The 17,059-nt window shown below is 63.7% G+C and carries 17 protein-coding genes, 2 tRNA genes and 3 pseudogenes; 15 read left to right on the plus strand and 7 right to left on the minus strand.

Annotated elements, in window-relative coordinates; genetic code table 11:
* Nucleotides 1–80 precede the first annotated feature (80 nt).
* From AC07R7_RS11030 to AC07R7_RS11050, 5 genes and pseudogenes are all read left to right on the plus strand, one after another.
* Nucleotides 81–171, plus strand: a tRNA-Ser gene (locus tag AC07R7_RS11030).
* Between the two features lie 207 nt (nucleotides 172–378).
* The gene (locus AC07R7_RS11035) at nucleotides 379–1,602 is read left to right on the plus strand and encodes a tyrosine-type recombinase/integrase (protein WP_494635157.1); all 1,224 of its coding nucleotides are present in this window, start codon (nucleotides 379–381) and stop codon (nucleotides 1,600–1,602) included.
* Between the two features lie 251 nt (nucleotides 1,603–1,853).
* Nucleotides 1,854–2,624 (plus strand): annotated as a pseudogene (gene tnpC / locus AC07R7_RS11040) (IS66 family transposase); the annotation flags it as partial.
* Between the two features lie 90 nt (nucleotides 2,625–2,714).
* Complete coding sequence (locus tag AC07R7_RS11045; protein ID WP_494635158.1) at nucleotides 2,715–3,008, plus strand: hypothetical protein; 294 nt, start codon at nucleotides 2,715–2,717, stop codon at nucleotides 3,006–3,008.
* A 384-nt stretch (nucleotides 3,009–3,392) separates the two neighbouring features.
* Nucleotides 3,393–6,176 (plus strand): hypothetical protein, encoded by a 2,784-nt coding sequence (locus AC07R7_RS11050; RefSeq protein ID WP_494635159.1) that lies wholly within the window; start codon nucleotides 3,393–3,395, stop codon nucleotides 6,174–6,176.
* 334 nt (nucleotides 6,177–6,510) lie between these two features.
* Here the strand turns inward: AC07R7_RS11050 and AC07R7_RS11055 are convergent, their stop codons facing one another.
* Entirely contained in the window at nucleotides 6,511–7,038 is a 528-nt protein-coding gene (locus tag AC07R7_RS11055) for an antirestriction protein ArdA (protein ID WP_494635160.1), read from the minus strand.
* Nucleotides 7,039–7,666: 628 nt separating this feature from the next.
* On the opposite strand from AC07R7_RS11055, the pseudogene AC07R7_RS11060 reads away from it, so the two are divergent.
* Nucleotides 7,667–8,053, plus strand: a pseudogene (locus tag AC07R7_RS11060) (sugar transferase); the annotation flags it as partial.
* Here AC07R7_RS11060 and AC07R7_RS11065 read toward each other — a convergent pair.
* From AC07R7_RS11065 to AC07R7_RS11085, 5 genes are all read right to left on the minus strand, one after another.
* A tRNA-Cys gene (locus tag AC07R7_RS11065) sits at nucleotides 8,041–8,114 on the minus strand. The pseudogene AC07R7_RS11060 and the gene AC07R7_RS11065 overlap by 13 nt on opposite strands.
* 106 nt (nucleotides 8,115–8,220) lie before the next feature.
* On the minus strand, nucleotides 8,221–9,255 hold the full coding sequence (locus tag AC07R7_RS11070) for a DegT/DnrJ/EryC1/StrS family aminotransferase (protein WP_494635161.1): 1,035 nt from the start codon (nucleotides 9,253–9,255) through the stop codon (nucleotides 8,221–8,223).
* Between the two features lie 449 nt (nucleotides 9,256–9,704).
* Nucleotides 9,705–10,403 (minus strand): DUF6118 family protein, encoded by a 699-nt coding sequence (locus tag AC07R7_RS11075; protein ID WP_494635162.1) that lies wholly within the window; start codon nucleotides 10,401–10,403, stop codon nucleotides 9,705–9,707.
* A 9-nt stretch (nucleotides 10,404–10,412) separates the two neighbouring features.
* Nucleotides 10,413–10,892, minus strand: a complete 480-nt coding sequence (locus AC07R7_RS11080; RefSeq protein ID WP_494635163.1) for a hypothetical protein — start codon at nucleotides 10,890–10,892, stop codon at nucleotides 10,413–10,415.
* Nucleotides 10,893–10,897: 5 nt separating this feature from the next.
* Nucleotides 10,898–11,134, minus strand: a complete 237-nt coding sequence (locus tag AC07R7_RS11085) for a hypothetical protein (protein ID WP_492888586.1) — start codon at nucleotides 11,132–11,134, stop codon at nucleotides 10,898–10,900.
* A 244-nt stretch (nucleotides 11,135–11,378) separates the two neighbouring features.
* Between AC07R7_RS11085 and AC07R7_RS11090 the strand changes: the two genes are divergently transcribed.
* The 4 genes from AC07R7_RS11090 to traD all read left to right on the plus strand — a co-directional run bounded on the left by AC07R7_RS11090 (nucleotide 11,379) and on the right by traD (nucleotide 13,131).
* Entirely contained in the window at nucleotides 11,379–11,624 is a 246-nt protein-coding gene (locus AC07R7_RS11090; protein ID WP_494635164.1) for a hypothetical protein, read from the plus strand.
* A gap of 68 nt (nucleotides 11,625–11,692) precedes the next feature.
* Nucleotides 11,693–12,370, plus strand: a complete 678-nt coding sequence (locus AC07R7_RS11095; RefSeq protein ID WP_492841359.1) for a hypothetical protein — start codon at nucleotides 11,693–11,695, stop codon at nucleotides 12,368–12,370.
* A 100-nt stretch (nucleotides 12,371–12,470) separates the two neighbouring features.
* Entirely contained in the window at nucleotides 12,471–12,701 is a 231-nt protein-coding gene (locus tag AC07R7_RS11100; protein WP_492888588.1) for a helix-turn-helix domain-containing protein, read from the plus strand.
* A 214-nt stretch (nucleotides 12,702–12,915) separates the two neighbouring features.
* Nucleotides 12,916–13,131, plus strand: coding sequence for a conjugal transfer protein TraD (traD, locus tag AC07R7_RS11105; RefSeq protein ID WP_494635165.1), 216 nt, complete (start codon nucleotides 12,916–12,918; stop codon nucleotides 13,129–13,131).
* A gap of 111 nt (nucleotides 13,132–13,242) precedes the next feature.
* Here the strand turns inward: traD and AC07R7_RS11110 are convergent.
* Nucleotides 13,243–13,374, minus strand: a pseudogene (locus AC07R7_RS11110) (hypothetical protein); the annotation flags it as partial.
* 33 nt (nucleotides 13,375–13,407) lie between these two features.
* On the opposite strand from AC07R7_RS11110, the gene AC07R7_RS11115 reads away from it, so the two are divergent.
* The 5 genes from AC07R7_RS11115 to AC07R7_RS11135 all read left to right on the plus strand — a co-directional run bounded on the left by AC07R7_RS11115 (nucleotide 13,408) and on the right by AC07R7_RS11135 (nucleotide 17,050).
* Nucleotides 13,408–13,581: a LuxR C-terminal-related transcriptional regulator gene (locus tag AC07R7_RS11115; RefSeq protein ID WP_494635166.1), complete on the plus strand. Its 174-nt coding sequence runs from the start codon at nucleotides 13,408–13,410 to the stop codon at nucleotides 13,579–13,581.
* A 282-nt stretch (nucleotides 13,582–13,863) separates the two neighbouring features.
* Nucleotides 13,864–14,316: an RrF2 family transcriptional regulator gene (locus tag AC07R7_RS11120; RefSeq protein ID WP_494635167.1), complete on the plus strand. Its 453-nt coding sequence runs from the start codon at nucleotides 13,864–13,866 to the stop codon at nucleotides 14,314–14,316.
* A complete protein-coding gene (locus tag AC07R7_RS11125) occupies nucleotides 14,306–15,220 on the plus strand; it encodes an NAD(P)/FAD-dependent oxidoreductase (RefSeq protein ID WP_494635168.1) in 915 nt (304 codons plus the stop codon). The genes AC07R7_RS11120 and AC07R7_RS11125 overlap by 11 nt, the downstream gene beginning before the upstream one ends.
* 295 nt (nucleotides 15,221–15,515) lie before the next feature.
* Entirely contained in the window at nucleotides 15,516–16,052 is a 537-nt protein-coding gene (locus tag AC07R7_RS11130) for an RNA polymerase sigma factor (RefSeq protein WP_494635169.1), read from the plus strand.
* Complete coding sequence (locus tag AC07R7_RS11135; protein ID WP_494635170.1) at nucleotides 16,052–17,050, plus strand: FecR family protein; 999 nt, start codon at nucleotides 16,052–16,054, stop codon at nucleotides 17,048–17,050. The genes AC07R7_RS11130 and AC07R7_RS11135 overlap by 1 nt, the downstream gene beginning before the upstream one ends.
* The last annotated feature ends 9 nt before the right edge of the window (nucleotides 17,051–17,059 follow it).

Genomic DNA, 17,059 nt, shown 5'->3' on the forward strand with positions numbered 1-17,059 from the left:
CGCGTTAACAGGCGAATTTTCCGCATAAGCGCCGTTGTCATCCTGAAGCGAACAGGCTATCGAACCGCTCCCTCTCAGGAGGAGACGTGGCCGAGAGGCTGAAGGCACCGCTTTGCTAAAGCGGCATACCTCAAAAGGGTATCGAGGGTTCGAATCCCTCCGTCTCCGCCATCCCCGCTTTTCCAGCACGATCCATCGGCGTCCGCGGACGTTTTAAATCCGTTGATTTATCACGGAAAACTCGCGTTTCTGTGTCTCGAGGCATACATCCACATCCGTTCCCATGATGAACAAGTGCTGGGGTCAAAGTGGGGGTTAGCCCTGCGGGGACTAAAGTGTGGGTTAGCAATGGCTCGAGTTTATGAGCGACTCACGGCGATGACGGTCCGGCAGCTTCGTGGCGCGGGGCGGTATCCGGACGGTGGCGGCCTCTACCTGCAGATCATGCCCAGCGGCGCGAGGTCGTGGATTTTCCGCTATCGCGTAGCCGGTCGCGAACGACAGATGGGTCTTGGCCCATTGGCGTTCGTCTCTCTGGCCGAAGCCCGCGAAAAGGCAAGGGCGGCGCGCCTGCAACGCTACAATGGCGAGGACCCGCTCGGCGTGCGGATTGGGTGGCGGCCAAAGGTGGTCAGCACGCCAAAGGGTGTCACCTTTCGGGAGGCGATGGCTGCCTATATCGACACCAACAAGGCCGCCTGGAGAAACGAGAAGCACATCCAGCAGTGGTCGAGCACGCTTGAGACCTATGCCGTCCCCCACTTCGGCGGGAAGTTGCTGGCCGATGTTGAAACCGCCGACGTCCTCAATGCGCTCAAGCCCATCTGGCTGACGAAGTCAGAGACGGCCAGCCGCCTGCGCGGGCGTATCGAGGCCGTGCTCAACTGGGGCGCAGCGCAGGGCCACCGCCAGGGCGAGAACCCCGCGCGGTGGAAGGGTCATATCGAGATGATCCTGCCGGCCAAATCCAAGGTGGCGAAGGTCAAGCACCACGCCGCGCTCGACTACAAGGAGATGCCTCGGTTCATGACCGCGATCCGGTCGCACGGTGGGGGAGGGGTCTTGGCCCTGCAGTTCGTGATCCTGACGGCCGCGCGTACGGGCGAGGTGCTCGGGGCCGATTGGCGTGAGATCGACTTCGAGAACAAGCTCTGGATCGTGCCGGCGTCACGGATGAAGGCCGGGCGGGAGCATCGCGTGCCGCTCAGCGAGCCTGCGCTCCAGATCTTGGAGCGGCAGCGCGCGGCTTGGTTCGAGATCGAGGCGCGACGTCATCGCAAGACGTTGAAGGCCGGCGAGAAGGGGCCGGTGGGTCCTGTGTTCTGGGGGCAGCTAGCCGGCAAGGGACTCAGCAACATGTCCTTGCTCGCCGTGCTCCGGCGCATGGGTCACGATGATCTCACCAGTCACGGTTTCCGCAGCTCGTTCCGCGATTGGGCGGCTGAGGAAACTGAGTTTCAGAGCGAGATCGTCGAAATGGCGCTGGCGCACACCATCAGGAGCAAGGTCGAAGCCGCCTATCGACGGGGAGATCTCTTTCAGAAGCGCCGAGACCTTATGGATCGATGGGCCGATGCGTGCCTGCTGGGACTCAACAGCTAGTACTAAGGATTTTTGGCCTATCGGGCGAGGCAGGCGCTCATTTGACAGTAACGGCTGAGTAGCCGTCGCGGAGCAACCCGCCCGCGCCGTAGGCGATGTGAAAGACGCCTGCCTGACCCCAGCCAGGGCAAAGCTGTTCTGAGCAAACCAACCCGAGGCGTTGAAGCCGATCAGGCAAACGCTGTGATCACTAATCTCAGCGCCTTGCACATATTCGAGTTGGCCCAGGGTGTAGAAGCCTTCGGTGATGTGCAGGCTCGCAACGACCGGGCTACTGTTCGCGCGATCGCCGCGGCGCTCATCCCATCGGCCATCTGGCGACGTGGTCGGGCGTCCTGCAGGCCGACGCCTATGGCGGCTATGGCGAGCTCTACGCACCTGGCCGCCAGCCCGCGCCCGTACTCGAGGCCGGCTGCTGGGCCCACGCCCGCCGCAAGTTCTTCGAGCTGGCTGACGTCGAGGCGGCGGCTCACAGTAAAGCGCGTGGGCAGAAGTCGAAGGCGGTCTATCCCTTGGCCTTGGAGGCCGTGGTTCGGATCGACGCCATCTTCGCTGTCGAGCGCGAGATCCTAGGGCTCTCGCCGGCCGAGCGGCGGGAGGCCCGGCAAGCGCGCAGCAGGGCCTTGGTCGCGGAGCTAGAGGCTTGGCTGCACGAGACGCGCGACAAACTTACCCGCGCCCACGACCTGGCCAAGGCCATCCACTACATGCTGCGGCGCTGGCCCTCGTTCGTCCGCTTCCTCGAAGACGGCCGCGTCTGTCTCAGCAGCAATGCCGCCGAGCGTGCGCTGCGCGGCATCGCCCTAGGACGTAAGTCGTGGCTGTTCTGCGGTTCAGATCGTGGCGGCCAGCGCGCGGCGATCCTCTATAGCCTGATCGTCACCGCCAAGATGAATGACGTCGATCCTCAGGCTTGGCTCGCGGACGTCCTGGCTCGCATCGCCGGGCATCCCGCTCAGCAGATCGACGAGCTGTTGCCATGGAACTGGCGATCTGGCGCCGTGCCCGCCCAGGCGGCCTGACACTCCGCAGGGAATGTCCGGATGTCGGCGGGGATCTTACTTCGTGTGCCGACCCTAGTCGGACCTTGCCGCACCGCGTAGCGTAGCCGAATGAAATCTGCACCGGATTATGCGTTGCTGCTTCGCCCACTTGGGGACGGTGAATTGTCCGTCAAGGTGAAGCAGGCCCTGTCCCGTGCTTTGAATGACCCGGGCATTATCGAATGGCGGGCCTCCGGCAACACGCTTCAGATCGACGTCTATAAAGCCGACGGGCGTGTCGAGCTGTTTGATCTGCTGGAAAGTCCCGACACGCCCGCACAAGCGATCTCAATAGAGGAGCTAGAAGCGGCCCTCGAGGAAGGCCCCCATCCACCCCGCCCGGAACTTGATGACGTCCGCTAACCGGACCTAGGCCGCCGCGGTTCTCACCGGATGCGTACGCCGCCCCTGAGCCTCTACTATCCTAACCGTCGCAACCCGACCGCGGCGTTCAAGGCCTTCATCGACTTCGCCCGGCGGCAGAGCGCCGCCAGCAACAGGCGACAGTCGTCGACAGGCCCACACGTCGCGCCATGAAGCCGGCGGCGGTCGTCGCAGTTGCGCCTAGCGCCCGGCCAATCCATCGGCGAGACCGCCGGCCCATTCTGGCAATCCACGGAATCTACTAGATTGTGCACAAAGACACGCATATCCGTTCGATTGCCCCGCGAACGGAGATAGGTGTCGCGATTATCTTGGTCGCAGAGATCTATGAGAGGTCCTGCTTGTCTTACGAGAGCACCGTCAATGGCCTATACGATAGATCAACTAACCGCAGCCTACCGGGCCGCCAACAATGGCGTGCAGCCCGACGCAGCCGCTTCGGCCGAGCTGCTGTTGATCGCCAACAAATCGCAGGCCGGCCAGATCACAGACCAGGCCGCCATGTCCTATGTGGTCAACAGCGCCGACAACGATGTTTCCGTCGCGGTCCAGGTCTACCAGTTCTTCACCGCTAGAACCCCGACCAAGGCCGGCCTCGACTATCTGGTCAACTCGCCCGCCAACCCCAACGACCTGAACGACCCCTATTACGCGAAGTTCGGACTGGAAAACCGCTACATCAATTTCGCGCTCAACCTCGGCGTATTGGGTGAAGGCGCCTCCCCCTTCAGCGCCGTCTATGGCGGTCTGACCTTCGACGCCTTCGTCACCGCCGCCTACCAGGCCATAATCGGCTCCAGCTACGCCATCGCCGCCGGAATCAACCCCGCCGCCGCCATCGCAGACATCACCAGCCGCAAGGCCAATTTCGAAGCTATCGCCCGTCAGGGCGGCGTGATTGGCGCCACCTCCACCGCGGCCCAGGTCGACATCGCCGTCAAGGCGGCGCTGATCGGCTATCTGATGGGCGAGGGGGTAAAGGCCGACGTGGGCCTGTACGCCGCCGGCGCTAACAACTTCATCCACGCCCTCGTGACAGGCAACGCCCAGTACGGCGTCGACCTAACCACGAATTATTCCTCGCTCGGCGGCGGCATGGGCAACAATAACGTCCCGCCGCCGCCGCCGCCGCCCCCCGAGGAGGAAGCGCCGGTCAGCCAGTCTTTCACCCTGACCACGGCCGCCGATAACTTCACGGGCGGCGGCGCCAACGACACCTTCACCGCCTATATCTCCGCCATCGGCCCGAACAGCACGCTCAATGCGACCGACGTCCTCAACGGCGGCGGTGGGACCGACACATTGGTCCTGACAGTGGACGGGGTCGGCGCTGGCGCCTTCCCCGCAGCGACCATCACCGGCATCGAGGTGTTCAGGATCAACGAGACCGGCGGCACGGACGGCGTCTACGACTTCGCCGCTGTCTCTGCTGAGACCTCTGTGGTCAACAACAAGAGTACTGACGCCGTCACCTTCAACAACATCGGCACGGGCGCGTCGCTCAGCATCGTCGGCGACGGGGCGGTCACCAACGGGGCCACCACCTTCACCATGGCCGCAGCCACCAACGCCGTAACCCTGAACCTGCAGGGCGGCCTGAAGGGCGGGGCCAACATCACTCGCAACCAGACAGGCGCGGCCACGGTGGTGATCAATTCCACCGGCGGCGCCAATGCCGTCGGCGTAATCGACCTCGACACAGCCACCGCCCTGAGCGGCCTCACCATCAACGCCACGACCAACCTGACCGGCGCGCTCGCGGCTGACTACGCCGCCGCCTCCACCCTGACGGTAACGGGCGCGGGTCGGGTCGACCTCTCCGCCGCGACCCTCAGCACCAACTTCAGCCAGATCAGTTCCGCGGCGCAGACGGCGGGCGGTCTCATCGTGAAGGTCGGCGCGCTGACCAAGTTCACCGGCGGAGCGGGGAACGACGGCGTCTATGTCGACGCCCTGGTCTATAACAACCCGGCGATCACCGCCGTTGGCGGCGGCGGAACCGACACAGTCCGTTTCACCGATCAAGCGGCGCTGACCGCCACCACCGCCCTCTACCTCACCGGCTTCGAGGTCATCGCCCTGGCCGACGACAACGACGGCGCCCTCGACACCTTCGACGCCTCACTGATGGCTGGGATCCAATCGTTCGTCCTGGATGCCGACTCCGCCGGCGACGGCTATTCGGTGACGAACCTCAGCGTGGCCCAGGCGGGTGCGATCACCATCAGCGGCGCCCAGACTGTGGCCCCGACCCTTGCCCTGGCCAACGCTGCCGGCGGGACCGACGTGGTGTCTATCACTGTCAACGACGGCCTGGCGGCGGTGAACACCCTGAGCGTGGCCAACCTCAACATCGCTAGCGTCGAGACCGTCAACCTAGCCCTCACCGACAACCTGACGCTGTCCTCGATCGCCGGCCTGACGGGCTTCACCAAGCTCGCGGTCACCGGGGCGGGGGCGCTCAACCTGACGACCGGGGCCCTGGCGGTGAACCCCGCCACGACCATCGACGCCTCGGCGGCGACCGGGACTGTGACCATCAACGCCTCGGCCGCCACAGGCAACGGCCTGACCCTCAAAGGCTCGGCCACCCAGGCCAATACCCTCACCGGCACAACACAGGCGGACACCATCGTCGGGGGGGATGGCGTCGACATCCTCACCGGTCGTGGAGGCAACGACACCCTCACAGGCGGAAATGGCGCCGACATTTTTGTCGTCACAAACCTTACGCAAGCGGCCAATGGCACGGACAGCTACACCGACTTCAACTTCGGGACCGCAACAACCGCCGTCGACCAGATTCGCGTCGACGTCACCTCCACCACCATAAGATTCGGCACCGCCAGCGGTGGCATCACCGCCGCCTCGGGTACGGAAATCCTAGTCTTGGATGTTAACACATACGCAAACGCCAACGCGGCCCAAGCCGCGGCCCATTCGCTCTTCGGCAACAACGACAACGCAGCCGAGGCCATCGTGATCTGGCAACTTGACGGTGGGGATCTACAACTGTCGCTCTATGCGGACTCGAGCGCAGACGCGACCGCCAACGGCACCTTGCAAACCCAGATGGTCACCTTCGTTGGCCTGACCCTGGCCAACGCCGCATCGCTGATCAACGCGGGCGACTTCAGTCTGGTCTAATCCCCAGATCTTGGCTCTCCAGTCTACGCGAAAGCCTGAACCCGCCCCTCAAGGGCGGGTTCTTCGTGCTCTGGCGGGACCGAAGGCGAACGGACGGGCCGTCGCTGAAGAGCGATTTCGCCGATAGAGCCGCGCCGAAGCGCTTGTCACGCCTCACGACGCCACGCGCCAGCCCAGAAAACGGAGGCGCCGCCTTTGTGTGCGGAAGACTGAGCGATGCTGGAATGGTGCGGGCGGTCGGAATCGAACCGACACGAGCCTTGCGGCCCTACGGATTTTCGTACCGCTACTATAGTGATCCTGAATTTAAAGGCCTGTTCTGAGCGCCTTCGCCTCATCGCGTCCAAAAAACGTGGACCTTGTCGTGAGCCGTGCTGAGCGTAAACACGTCGCCGCTGAGCTCCGCGTCCCGCGCCATGGCTTCGTAGTCGATATAGAGGCGGAGGGGCTCCGGGATCATGACCGTTTCCTCCGTCAGTTCCTGAAAGTAGTCAGCCAGACATTCGAACGCGCCTCGGTACCCGTCGTCGAGCGCCTCGCTCGCCTCGTCGATGTTCCCGCTGAGGTGATCGAGCACCAGGGCGCCAAGCTGGCCGCGCTCGCGAAGAAACGATGCGATTTCGACGACCCGCCCGATGTCCTCGTACTCGCCGATGGTCACGCCCCCAAAACCGTCATGATCGTGGATGGCGAACTCTTCAGCGCCAGCGATTGGAGACACGCTCAGCATGACCGTGATGGCGTCTTTGACCGTCTCTTCGTCCTCGACGTCGATCCAGGTCCCGTGAAGGCGGCCGGCGTTGTAGGCCGCCAGGCAAGCGACATAGATCCAGGGCGATAGCGGATCCGCTACACTAGACATGGTCATCTCCTTCGGTCGTTGGGTTGCGGACGCAAAAGGCGCGTCTGAAACCCGACGCCCGTCGGCGAGACCGGGGGTGCAAGCGGAGGAGCGGCTTCGCGGGGAACCGGCTGCAGGTCCGTTGGCGCGCGAGCGACATCGGCCGAAGCTGGGCGGAAGCCGCTTCGCAGCGCGCTGGGGGCTGGCCCTAAGTCCCCTGTGGGGCGCCGACAGAGCCGGCCAGTTCTCGGTCATTACCGGATCGGCCGCTCGCCAATGCGCGCAGTCCCTATCAGTCCGCTCCCGTTTAACGAGTATTGGCGGTATTCAAGAGCGGGGGCGCAAAGACCTGTCGCATATTCTTGCGACGCTTATGACGGTTCAGTGAGGCGCGGCAGCGTCTACCATGTGCATCCAGTCACAGTCGGAGGCGCCGGTGCTCGCTGATTTAGCGTGCTGGAGTCGTTGTTATTCACACGGGCGCCCGTCATTGGGGCTGAGAATGTCACTTGAACGCGCAGGAATCGCCGCGCCGCGAAGAAAGGTTGGTTAACAACCACTGAGGGCGATTGTTTGCGGAACGCTGATTTAGTAAAGGCTTGTTAAATCATCGGGCAAAGACCCGGACATATACACTGGTGGGGACCACGTGCTAATTGCAACTAATCCGTCAGCGGATCAGCGAACGTGCGCCGTGAAAGCGTCGCCGGTTGCCAAGGATCCGCTAAAGCGAGCGATGGACATTCTGGTCGCGGGCGGCGCTTTGCTGTTCTTCGCGCCGCTCCTCGCCCTTGTCGCCATTCTGATCAAACTGGAATCGCCCGGTCCGGTGTTGTTCCGGCAATCGCGTGGCGGGCTGAACGGTCAGGCCTTCACGATCTTCAAGTTCCGCTCGATGCGGTGCCAGGAGAACGGCTCGAAGGTCGTCCAAGCGAAGCGTGATGACGACCGGATCACGACGCTTGGCAAGATAATCCGCAAGACCAGTATCGACGAGTTTCCCCAGCTCATTAATGTGTTGCGCGGCGACATGTCCCGGAATCGAACCGGGGTGCACGGATTTGCAGTCCGCTGCGTCACCACTCCGCCACCGGGCCATCCGGGTCGACGACGCAAATCACGTCGGCGGGGGAGGGCGTTCGATACAGGACCATCGGCAGTGCCGCAACTCGAAAACGCGGGCCCTAACGCAGTGGCTTCGCTCTAATGTTGGGCAAGCACTTCCGCGAGCGTCGCAACGACTCGCTCTACGTCGGCCGCTGTCAAATCCGCATGAGCAGGTAGGTTCAAACCGTCCGCAGCGACGGCGTCAGTCCACGGCAGCGCACCTGTTTTCAGGTGAGCGTATGGGGGCATGAGATGGATCGGCGGAGCGACACGCGCGCCTTCGATCCCGCCAGCTTCGAGTTTTGCTATGACCAGATCACGCGAGTTCGCGTCGTGGTCAGTGAGGCGAACAGTGTACGCGCCGGATGGGTAACGAGCGGCGCTTTTAGGGGGCAACCTAGTCAGGCGTTCGCCAAGCTGGACGATCTGATCATCGTACCACGTCGCGACCCTATTCCGCGCTTCTGCACGCTCGGAGATGCGCTCCAGTTGCGCCAAGCCAATGGCAGCTTGAATATTTGTCATTCTATAGTTGTACCCAACCACGGGAAACCAATACCGCCGCGTTAGGTCCATGCCTTGGCCGCGCAAGAGGCGAATTCTCGACGCTAGGTCATCGTCGTTCGTCGTGATCATTCCTCCTTCACCGGTATTGATCAGCCTGTTTCCGGAGAAATTGAAAATGGCGCAGTCGCCTTGGAGGCTGATATCGGTGACATTCCGCTGGCCAGCTTCGATGTCGGAGGCTTCTTCGATTACTTTTACGCCGTGGCGCTGCGCGATCTCTACTATGGCGGCCATGTCGCAAGGGGATCCATACAGGTGCGGCGCCAAAATGGCTTTGGTGCGTGACGTGATCAGCGTCTGGAGTTTTGCGGGGTCGAGCGTAAGCGAATTGGGTGCGCAGTCGATGAAGACAGGGGTAGCTCCAGCGTAGCTTACCGCGTGCGCCATATGAACTTCCGCCAAGCTCGGCAGAATCACTTCATCGCCCGTTCCGATCTCTAGCGCGACAAGCGCCAGATGCAGCGCCATCTCACCATTTGTGCATGTAATGGCGTTCCTTACGCGGAAATGTTTCGAGAACTCCTGCTCGAACTCCAAGATGAACGGCCGGCCGATGAAATCCAAGTCGTGTCTACGCATTCCAAAACATAGGCCCGCTCGTTGCCGTCCATACTAGGTTGGGTGGCGGAAATTCTGGGTAGCGTGGAGTTCGCCAAGGTAGACATCTTAGGCACCTTTAAATCTTGCCGAAGAAAGCGGTTAACTTCTCCGGAGGTTCTTACATATAGCCGTCCGGCGCAGCGATTGCACCGGTGTTGACTGCAAAAGCTCCGACCACAATGCTTGGCGAAACCGGCGCCCCTGCCGCAGCTGCATTGATGGGCAGTTTGGGCTCAGTCAGGTCAGCATTTCATTGCAACAGATGCGGTACAAAGGGGTCCTAGCGCTCGGCGCTGTGATTAGCCTTTCCGAAGGCGCGCTGAATATCAGAATACCATGCGCATTTTCTGGCCTGGTTCCCTGTCTAAGAAATGCTACTTATCGGCATCATTGCCAACCTGCTCCTGGCGGGTTTATCGCTCAGACGGCGCTGCTTGGCGCCGGGGCGGGGGTAGCTTCCGGCTCTCGGCTCCGCGGGAGAGGCTAGTTAGCGCGCAATTCTCATCGGAGAGTCCGTCGCCGCAGGCTGCGCGCATTGCCCGAAAGCGTTTCGAGTCCGCGACCGACAGCATCCGCTCGCCGGCCGACCACATATCGCGATGAAGCACGCGCGCCGCCCGCTTCTCGGGCCAAGCCCATGCTCCCGGAGCCGCCTGCGCAACGATGGCGGGAAAGCTTGCGCCCAAGACCGCACCGCCGATCAGCCCGGCCAACGCCGCTTGCAACAACCGCCAGTTCTGCAGGCTGGTCAGTCGCGCCGTATCGATCCAGCCGCGAAGATCGTCCGCCGCGCGCTGAAGACTGTCCCGCGCCTGGTGCAACGCAGCGCGGTCCTGCCGCCGGGCCTCATCGCCGGCCGCTGTGATCTGCCGCGCCATCTCAGCGGGCGTAATTGCCAACGCCGGACTCGTCGTCAGCTTTCCTATCCGTCCAACCGCGACTCTCACGCCTTGAGCGATCTCCCCTAGGGTCTCGCTGTAGTCTGGCGCCGACGCGCGTTCGGCGGCGAGCCCCGCCAGAGCCACGTTCAGCAACGCCACCTCCCGCCGCAGCGCCTCAAACGCTACAGCCGCCGGATCGACCGGCGGTTCTGATCCGATGTCCTGATCCATAGCGTCCTCCTACAAGCCAAGTCCTCGGCCACGACCGATGCCGAGGTAGTCAGAAAGGCCCTGGCCCACGCTGCGCCCCATCTCGACAGGAAGCCCAAGTTCCGTCCGACGCCCGCGCAGCAGCGACTCCACCTGCGGGTCGCGCTCCAGGCTCTTGGCCATGGCGCCCATGCGATCCTTGACCTGGCGGGCGCCGGTCATGTCGCCCGCGCGGTGCAGCGCTGAGTGCTGACGCTCCAGACCCTGCCAGCGCTCGACGAAGCGGTCGGCCCGTAGACGCGGATCGGTCCGAACCTCCGCCTCAAGCTGAAGAACCCTGATCGCCCGTTGCGTCCGTCCGGAGGCAACCTCACCGGCCAGACCCGGTTCGCGCATATAGGCCCGCTCAAGATCCCTGGTCGCGTGCGGACCGATCTTCCCCATCGCCTCGCGTGCCTGCTCCAACGCCTGCCGCTGATGGGCGAGCACCGGCAGGCCGCGGTCGTTCATGCGGATCACAGTCGCTTGAACTCGGGCGACTGTTGATAGCGCCAGATCAGATGGTTGAGGCTGCCTTGGGCGGGCTCGGGACCGAGCAACGCGTTGTCGAGCCGCGTGGCGAAATCCCTGGCGTCGGGCGCGCCCAGCGGGATGTAACGGCGGCCGCGGCGCAGATAGGCCTGGGGCAGGGCGCCGCCGCGACGCGGCGGGCCGATGACGACGCCTTTGGGCATGCCTGTCGATCGCGACATCGCATTCATCTTCGCAGCTCCTGATCGTCCGGCCCGGCGCCGGCGCCCGTTCAGGTGCTACGTATAGTCATCCATGTCAATGCTACTTATCGTCTTCATGAGCTCGGTATCCTCGTGGGGCGAGGGCAGAATGCGGTGGAGCTCCTCGCGGAGGCGTCGGCGAGGCAACTGAAGGTTAAGCTTGACCTTAAACCGCTCCGAAATAGTTTTGCTCAACCTTGCCGTCAGCAACTTGGAGTCGAGCATGATTGTTCTGGCGTTGACGGGCTTGGCGCTTTTTGGGGGCGGCGTTGCGCTCAAGGTTTGGGTGGATCGTCGCCAATTCTACCGTCGTAACGTTGCCGGTATCGAGGAGTTTGCATCCTATGGCGCGGCGGTGGCCGCGCGTGGCCTCGAGGGGCTTGCGCGCCTGGGCGCCCGTTCGGCGCAGGGCGTTGGGTTCATCTTGCTGGGCTTTGCGCTGATCCAAATTGTGTTCAAGCACCCGTGAACGTCCAGCGCCGAGCGTTGCGCGACCTCAATCCCGCCTTTTCCTGCCCTATAGAAATGGACTGTTCGATGAGCCTCTACGATTTCATCAAGGCCGACGAGCATCACGTCGCGCGCGAACGCTTGCTCTACACCCGCGCGGCTTACGAAATGAAGTTGCATGGCGCCCGGCACGGTGTGCAGGTTCAGATGACAGAGCCGGAAATTGATAATCGTGGATACGATTTCACAGTTGTCATCGGCTATGAGCCGCTACATCTGCAAAACAAGGCCACTGTCAGCGATACTACGGTCGGACGATGGGATATTCATGCAAGTCTCATCCAGCCGCGTTGGCATGATCGCGACTTGGCCCCATTTAATCGCGGACTGCCGATCGGGAACTACGACGGCGCCTCGGGCGGCGTCCTGCTGCATGAGATCTGCGCGCAAGCGGCCAAGGCTGGCGAGCTGAAGGTGCGGTACTTCTACTTCGACCAATACTATGCCGCCGGTGTCGCTTCGGGCGCTGTGGCCGCGCCCGGATTTTCCGCTAAGGACGCGGCGGACCTCTTGGATCTCTTGCAGAACGCCGTCGGTCGCTTCCAGCTTCCTAAACGCGCCTTTCTGCCTATTTCGTCGCCCGCGGCCATTCTCGCGCTGCGCATGCAGACACCAGGTCCTAGCAACTACATGAGTCTGGCGGGGGAGGGCGATGTGATCGGTTTGTGGTCGCATGAGCTAGAGGCCTGGAAACCCGCAGCCTGACGGTGGGTAGTGCAGCGTTATGCGCCAGCCGCATTGCGGGTGGACGGAATCGCTACTTATTGTCTGTCGACGCAAAGTCGTCATTTTCCAACATGGAGAGATGAAAGCTGCGCCCTCCGCCCTCCGCCGAATCGTCGCTGACAATGTTCGCCGGCTTCGCCGCGACTTGGCCTTGAGTCAGGAAGATCTGGCGGCCCTGGCGCAGTTGCATCGCACCTATGTCGGGGCGATCGAGCGGGCCGAGCGCAACCTTTCGCTCGACAATATCGAGCGTTTGGCGCTGGCCCTGAAGGTGACGCCTGCCGCCTTGCTGACGCCGGGCGAGGGGTAGAAGCCGGCCGGCTTGAAAGCGCGAAATCGGCGCGGGCTGTCCAGATCTGTCCAGCGTGATCGCCTCACAGCCAGACGGCAAGCGGGGGGCAATCCACCGCGGCGCGATCGTCGGCCCGTGTAGCGCGCATCGCCCGCCAGCGTTGCGGGGGCCGCGGCGGCTAGCCTCCAATCCACCGGGGGCGACCCCACCGCCCGATCGAACTGGGCGGCCTGTGCGGAGGGCGGGTCTCGTCGATCTGACCGACGACGATCGCGCCGCGCTCTATGGTGCGTTCACGTTCCTGACGACCATGCTGAAGGGTGACGACGCCGGGCGCACCCTGGCGCTATGGCGACGTGGAGGGAAACGGGCTTTCACTCAGGGGCGAGTCCTCGTGGCCACGAGTCGATTTGGACAGTCAGCGCGTGGCATGCCGTGCTGTGGTTAAATGGATTGCTGCTGCGGTGCGATAGCGGCTAGGTATGAGTCCCCTTCACCACCCCACCGGTGAAGCAACTCGGGCGGCGACCTATCGGGGGGGCCGCCCGCCCTTGCTCCGTCATCTAGAACGTCGGCGGCAAAACTCTTCGTCGGCCATGGCGCGAACAAGATCGAGCACCTGACGACGGACGTGGCTTCGACCGATCTTCGGGAACATTTCGGCCAGCTCCAAGCCTTCGGGCGTGTCCAGGACTCGGTGACGACGCGCTCGGCGGCGGCGCGTATGCACGGTTCCGGCGGCAGGGGCGCGGTCGTGGTGGCTTGGCGCCGCGCCGCCGCGGTGGTCTGGGCGGTCAAGACGGTGGACAAGCATCGCGAGAACCTGATGCGAAAGCTTGAGGTGAACAGCGTGGTTCAGTTGATTCACAAGGCGCGCGAACTTGGGGTAGCCGATTGACGCTTTGGGTCGAGTAGCGCCCCGCTCGCCTGAAAGCCTGGCTGCGAGGGCCAGCGATGCGCCGGGGACGGCTAAGGCTTGCGTCGGCGCGCGTCAGCCAGGTCCTGGACACCTGGCCGAACCGAGTTCGCCTTCACGCGGAAGCCCGCGGTCCGTTCATTCGGGCAATCCAGACTTTAGGGTGGAGGAGAGGGGCGGGAGCCGCACTTTATGGCTCGGACCGCCATATCGCTCCGAACCATGCGCTTGCACTGTGGGATTTCATGTAACATATATAGTTGCATGAAAAGAGACAGTCGCCTTTCTGTCGCCCTTCATGTGCTGCTGCACATGGCCGAGCGTGGTGATCAGCCTATGACATCGGAAGAGATGGCCATGTGCGCTGGCACGAACCCCGTCGTCATCCGCCGCACCTTCGCTGGCTTGCGAAAGGCCGGGATCGTCACCTCGACCAAGGGCCATCACGGCGGTTGGCGCTTGGGGCGAACTCTGACCGACATCAGTCTGGGCCAGATCCAGGACGCCCTGGACGAGCCCGTCCTGGCCATGCCGCCAACTCCCGAAAGTCCTGGCTGTCTGGTCGAGCAGGCCGTCGACCGCCTGCTCGACCAGACGATGCTCGAAGCGCGCCAGGCGTTGATGCGGCGCCTCGCGACGATCTCGCTGGCGGACCTAGCCGCCGACGTCGGCCCAATGAGGCAATCCCATCAAGGAAACCAAGACCATGTTGCATGACGTCATCGTCGTTGGCGGCAGCTTCGCCGGCCTTTCCGCCGCAATGCAGCTGGCCCGGGCCCGGCGGCGCGTGCTGGTGGTCGACAGCGGCCTGCCGCGCAACCGTTTCGCCGAGGCTTCGCATGGATTCCTAGGCCAAGACGGCAAGGCGCCCTTCGAGATCTTGCGTGAGGCGGCCTGCCAAGTCTCGGCCTACCCAACAGTGGAAATCGTGCGTGGCGAAGTGCTGAAGGCTCGGCGCGAGGTGGGCGGCGATTTCATTATCGAGATGTCGGGCGGGCGCACCGCGCGAGGCCGACGTCTCGTGCTGGCCACCGGCGTGGCTGACAGCCTGCCTGATGTGCCCGGCCTGAAGGAGCGCTGGGGCGCCACAGTTTTGCACTGTCCCTATTGTCACGGCTACGAGGTGCGGGACCGTCCACTGGGCGTATTGGCGAACCATCCGATGGCCGCCCACCAAGCCGCCATGATTCCCGATTGGGGACCCGCCACCCTGTTCACCCAGGGCCGCTTCGAGCCTGACGCCGAACAGCTGGCCCACCTGAGCGCGCGGGGCGTGACGATCGAGCGCCAGCCAGTGGTCGAGCTTATGGGCGACGCCCCGGCGCTGGACGCCGTGCGCCTGGCCGACGGTCGCGTCGTGTCCATCAGCGCCCTGTTCGTCGCCCCATCCACACGCATGGCCAGTCCCCTGGCGGAGCAACTGGGCTGCGTGTTCAACGAGGGTCCGTTGGGACCCATGATCCGCACAGACGATTGGAAGGCGACCAGCATTCCTGGTCTCTACGCGGCCGGAGACGCGGCTCGGCCTATGCACAACGCCACCCTGGCCTCGGCCGACGGCGTGATGGCCGGCGTCGGCGCGCACCAGTCCTTGATCCGGGACGTCGAACTCGTGGCCTAGAGACAGAGGCGCCTTGCGTCGGCCATTCCAGGTTCTTTCAGGGGCGATCCAAGGTTGGCTTCTGGCGCGACACGGCCAACCGCTCGACGGTGAGGCGGAGTTTCCTGCCGATCCCTGAAAACGCTGGGGTGGATGGTCGGCGACGAAATAGCGCCGAGCCGCCCGGATCCGATCGAAAGAATGGTTGCTCATCCCGTGAGGTAGATGGCTTCACGTGCGTCTACGACCTACGGCGAGGCCCGGTGGGCTGGCCGTCGGCAACGGGGTCGAGCGTTTGGAGCAGGCGGGACAGATCGTGGAGGACGAGCGCGCCGATCAGCAAGAGGCTGCCGCCCAGGCCCGTTCGGCGCGGATTGAAGCGCTGAACCGCCGTTTCCGCATGCCGTTGACCCGCTTCTTCAGCAGCCGTACGCGGAGTCCCGACGATATCGAGGATCTGGTGCAGGAAGTCTTCATGCGCCTTGTCGCGCGTGGCGGCCTCGAGGATGTGCGGGCCGAGGAGAACTATCTCTTCGTGATCGCCTCGAATGTCTGGCGGGATTCCGGTCGGCGGGACATTTCCCGTCATCGAGGCGGGCACGCCACCCTGACGGACCAACACCACCCGGTCGATCCGCTGTCGCCAGAGGTTGTGGCGCTTGCCCGGGAAGACCTGCGCCGGGTGTTGGTCGCCATCCAGGAATTGCCATTGCGCACCCAGGCCATTTTCGCGCTGCAACGCTATGAGGAACTCAGCTATGCGGAGATCGCCCGCAGGCAGGGCATTTCCGTCAGCGCCGTCGAAAAGCACATGATGAAAGCGATCGCGCACTTGGCCAGGCGGGCGTTCTGATGACCCTGTTCAAGCGATGGGCGCCGCCGGAGGATGCCGCCGAAGCGGCGGCCTGGTGGCTAAGCCTGAAGCATTCGCCGCGGTGGACCCGTGCGCGGCAGGTCGCGCTTGAAGCGTGGCTGGCGCGGAGCCCGGCCAACCTTGCGGCGTTCGAGCGCGCTCAGCAGGCTTTCGGCGCGGCCGCATTGCTGGCCGCCGAGCCGCGGTTGCTGGCCGTGCGCGAGCGCGCCCTGTCGATGCCGCCGGAGCGTTCATTTTCGCGCTATTCCATCGCCGCCGGCGTGGTCGGCGCGGTGTTCCTCGGCCTGATGACGGCCACGACATTCTGGAGCTTGGGCTTTGGCGCCATGGAGCGGCATGAGAATGCGCACGGCGCGCGCTCGACCCTGCGTCTGGCGGACGGCTCGCGGGTCGATCTCAACGGAGACAGCGCCATCGACGTGCGGATCACCGGACGTCGCCGAACCGTCCGGCTTCTGAAGGGCGAAGCCTGGTTCGATGTCGCCGACGACAAGCGGCCGTTCAAGGTCGAGGCCGGCGGCCGGACGATCACCGACATCGGGACCTCGTTCGACGTTCGGGTGGTTGATCGCGCCGTTCATGTCGCCGTCAGCGAAGGCCGAGTGGCGGTCGCCGCCGGCAAGAAGACGCCGACGGAAATCGGCGCTGGCCAGTTGCTGGTCTCCCAGCCCGATGGCGAGGTCCAGGTGCGTCGTCTCGACGTCGCGGCCTTGGGCGACTGGCGGTATGGCAGAGTGCAGTTCGCCGGCGCGCCTCTGCGGGAGGCGGTCGCGGAAATGAACCGCTACAGCGCCAGTCCGATCCGTGTCGGTGACCCATCCCTGGACGGCTTGAAGGTCAGCGGCGTTTTCTTCACCGATGGCGCCAGCGGCTTTCTCAAGGCCTTGACCACGCTCTACGGGGTCGAGGTGCGCGTGGGAGATCGGGGTGATCAGGTGCTCGTCGCCGGCCAAGGCGCGCCGACGAAGAAAATGTGACAATCGCGG

This window comes from Caulobacter sp. GW821-FHT05F04 (genome assembly GCF_059419665.1).

What these genes read in the sequence shown, in the direction of transcription:
- AC07R7_RS11035 (WP_494635157.1), top strand. Translation starts at nt 379, where the DNA reads ATGACGGTCCGGCAGCTTCGTGGCGCGGGGCGGTATCCGGACGGTGGC.
- AC07R7_RS11045 (WP_494635158.1), top strand. Translation starts at nt 2,715, where the DNA reads ATGAAATCTGCACCGGATTATGCGTTGCTGCTTCGCCCACTTGGGGAC.
- AC07R7_RS11050 (WP_494635159.1), top strand. Translation starts at nt 3,393, where the DNA reads ATGGCCTATACGATAGATCAACTAACCGCAGCCTACCGGGCCGCCAAC.
- AC07R7_RS11055 (WP_494635160.1), bottom strand. Translation starts at nt 7,038, where the DNA reads ATGTCTAGTGTAGCGGATCCGCTATCGCCCTGGATCTATGTCGCTTGC.
- AC07R7_RS11075 (WP_494635162.1), bottom strand. Translation starts at nt 10,403, where the DNA reads ATGGATCAGGACATCGGATCAGAACCGCCGGTCGATCCGGCGGCTGTA.
- AC07R7_RS11080 (WP_494635163.1), bottom strand. Translation starts at nt 10,892, where the DNA reads ATGAACGACCGCGGCCTGCCGGTGCTCGCCCATCAGCGGCAGGCGTTG.
- AC07R7_RS11085 (WP_492888586.1), bottom strand. Translation starts at nt 11,134, where the DNA reads ATGTCGCGATCGACAGGCATGCCCAAAGGCGTCGTCATCGGCCCGCCG.
- AC07R7_RS11090 (WP_494635164.1), top strand. Translation starts at nt 11,379, where the DNA reads ATGATTGTTCTGGCGTTGACGGGCTTGGCGCTTTTTGGGGGCGGCGTT.
- AC07R7_RS11095 (WP_492841359.1), top strand. Translation starts at nt 11,693, where the DNA reads ATGAGCCTCTACGATTTCATCAAGGCCGACGAGCATCACGTCGCGCGC.
- AC07R7_RS11100 (WP_492888588.1), top strand. Translation starts at nt 12,471, where the DNA reads ATGAAAGCTGCGCCCTCCGCCCTCCGCCGAATCGTCGCTGACAATGTT.
- AC07R7_RS11115 (WP_494635166.1), top strand. Translation starts at nt 13,408, where the DNA reads ATGCACGGTTCCGGCGGCAGGGGCGCGGTCGTGGTGGCTTGGCGCCGC.
- AC07R7_RS11120 (WP_494635167.1), top strand. Translation starts at nt 13,864, where the DNA reads ATGAAAAGAGACAGTCGCCTTTCTGTCGCCCTTCATGTGCTGCTGCAC.
- AC07R7_RS11125 (WP_494635168.1), top strand. Translation starts at nt 14,306, where the DNA reads ATGTTGCATGACGTCATCGTCGTTGGCGGCAGCTTCGCCGGCCTTTCC.
- AC07R7_RS11135 (WP_494635170.1), top strand. Translation starts at nt 16,052, where the DNA reads ATGACCCTGTTCAAGCGATGGGCGCCGCCGGAGGATGCCGCCGAAGCG.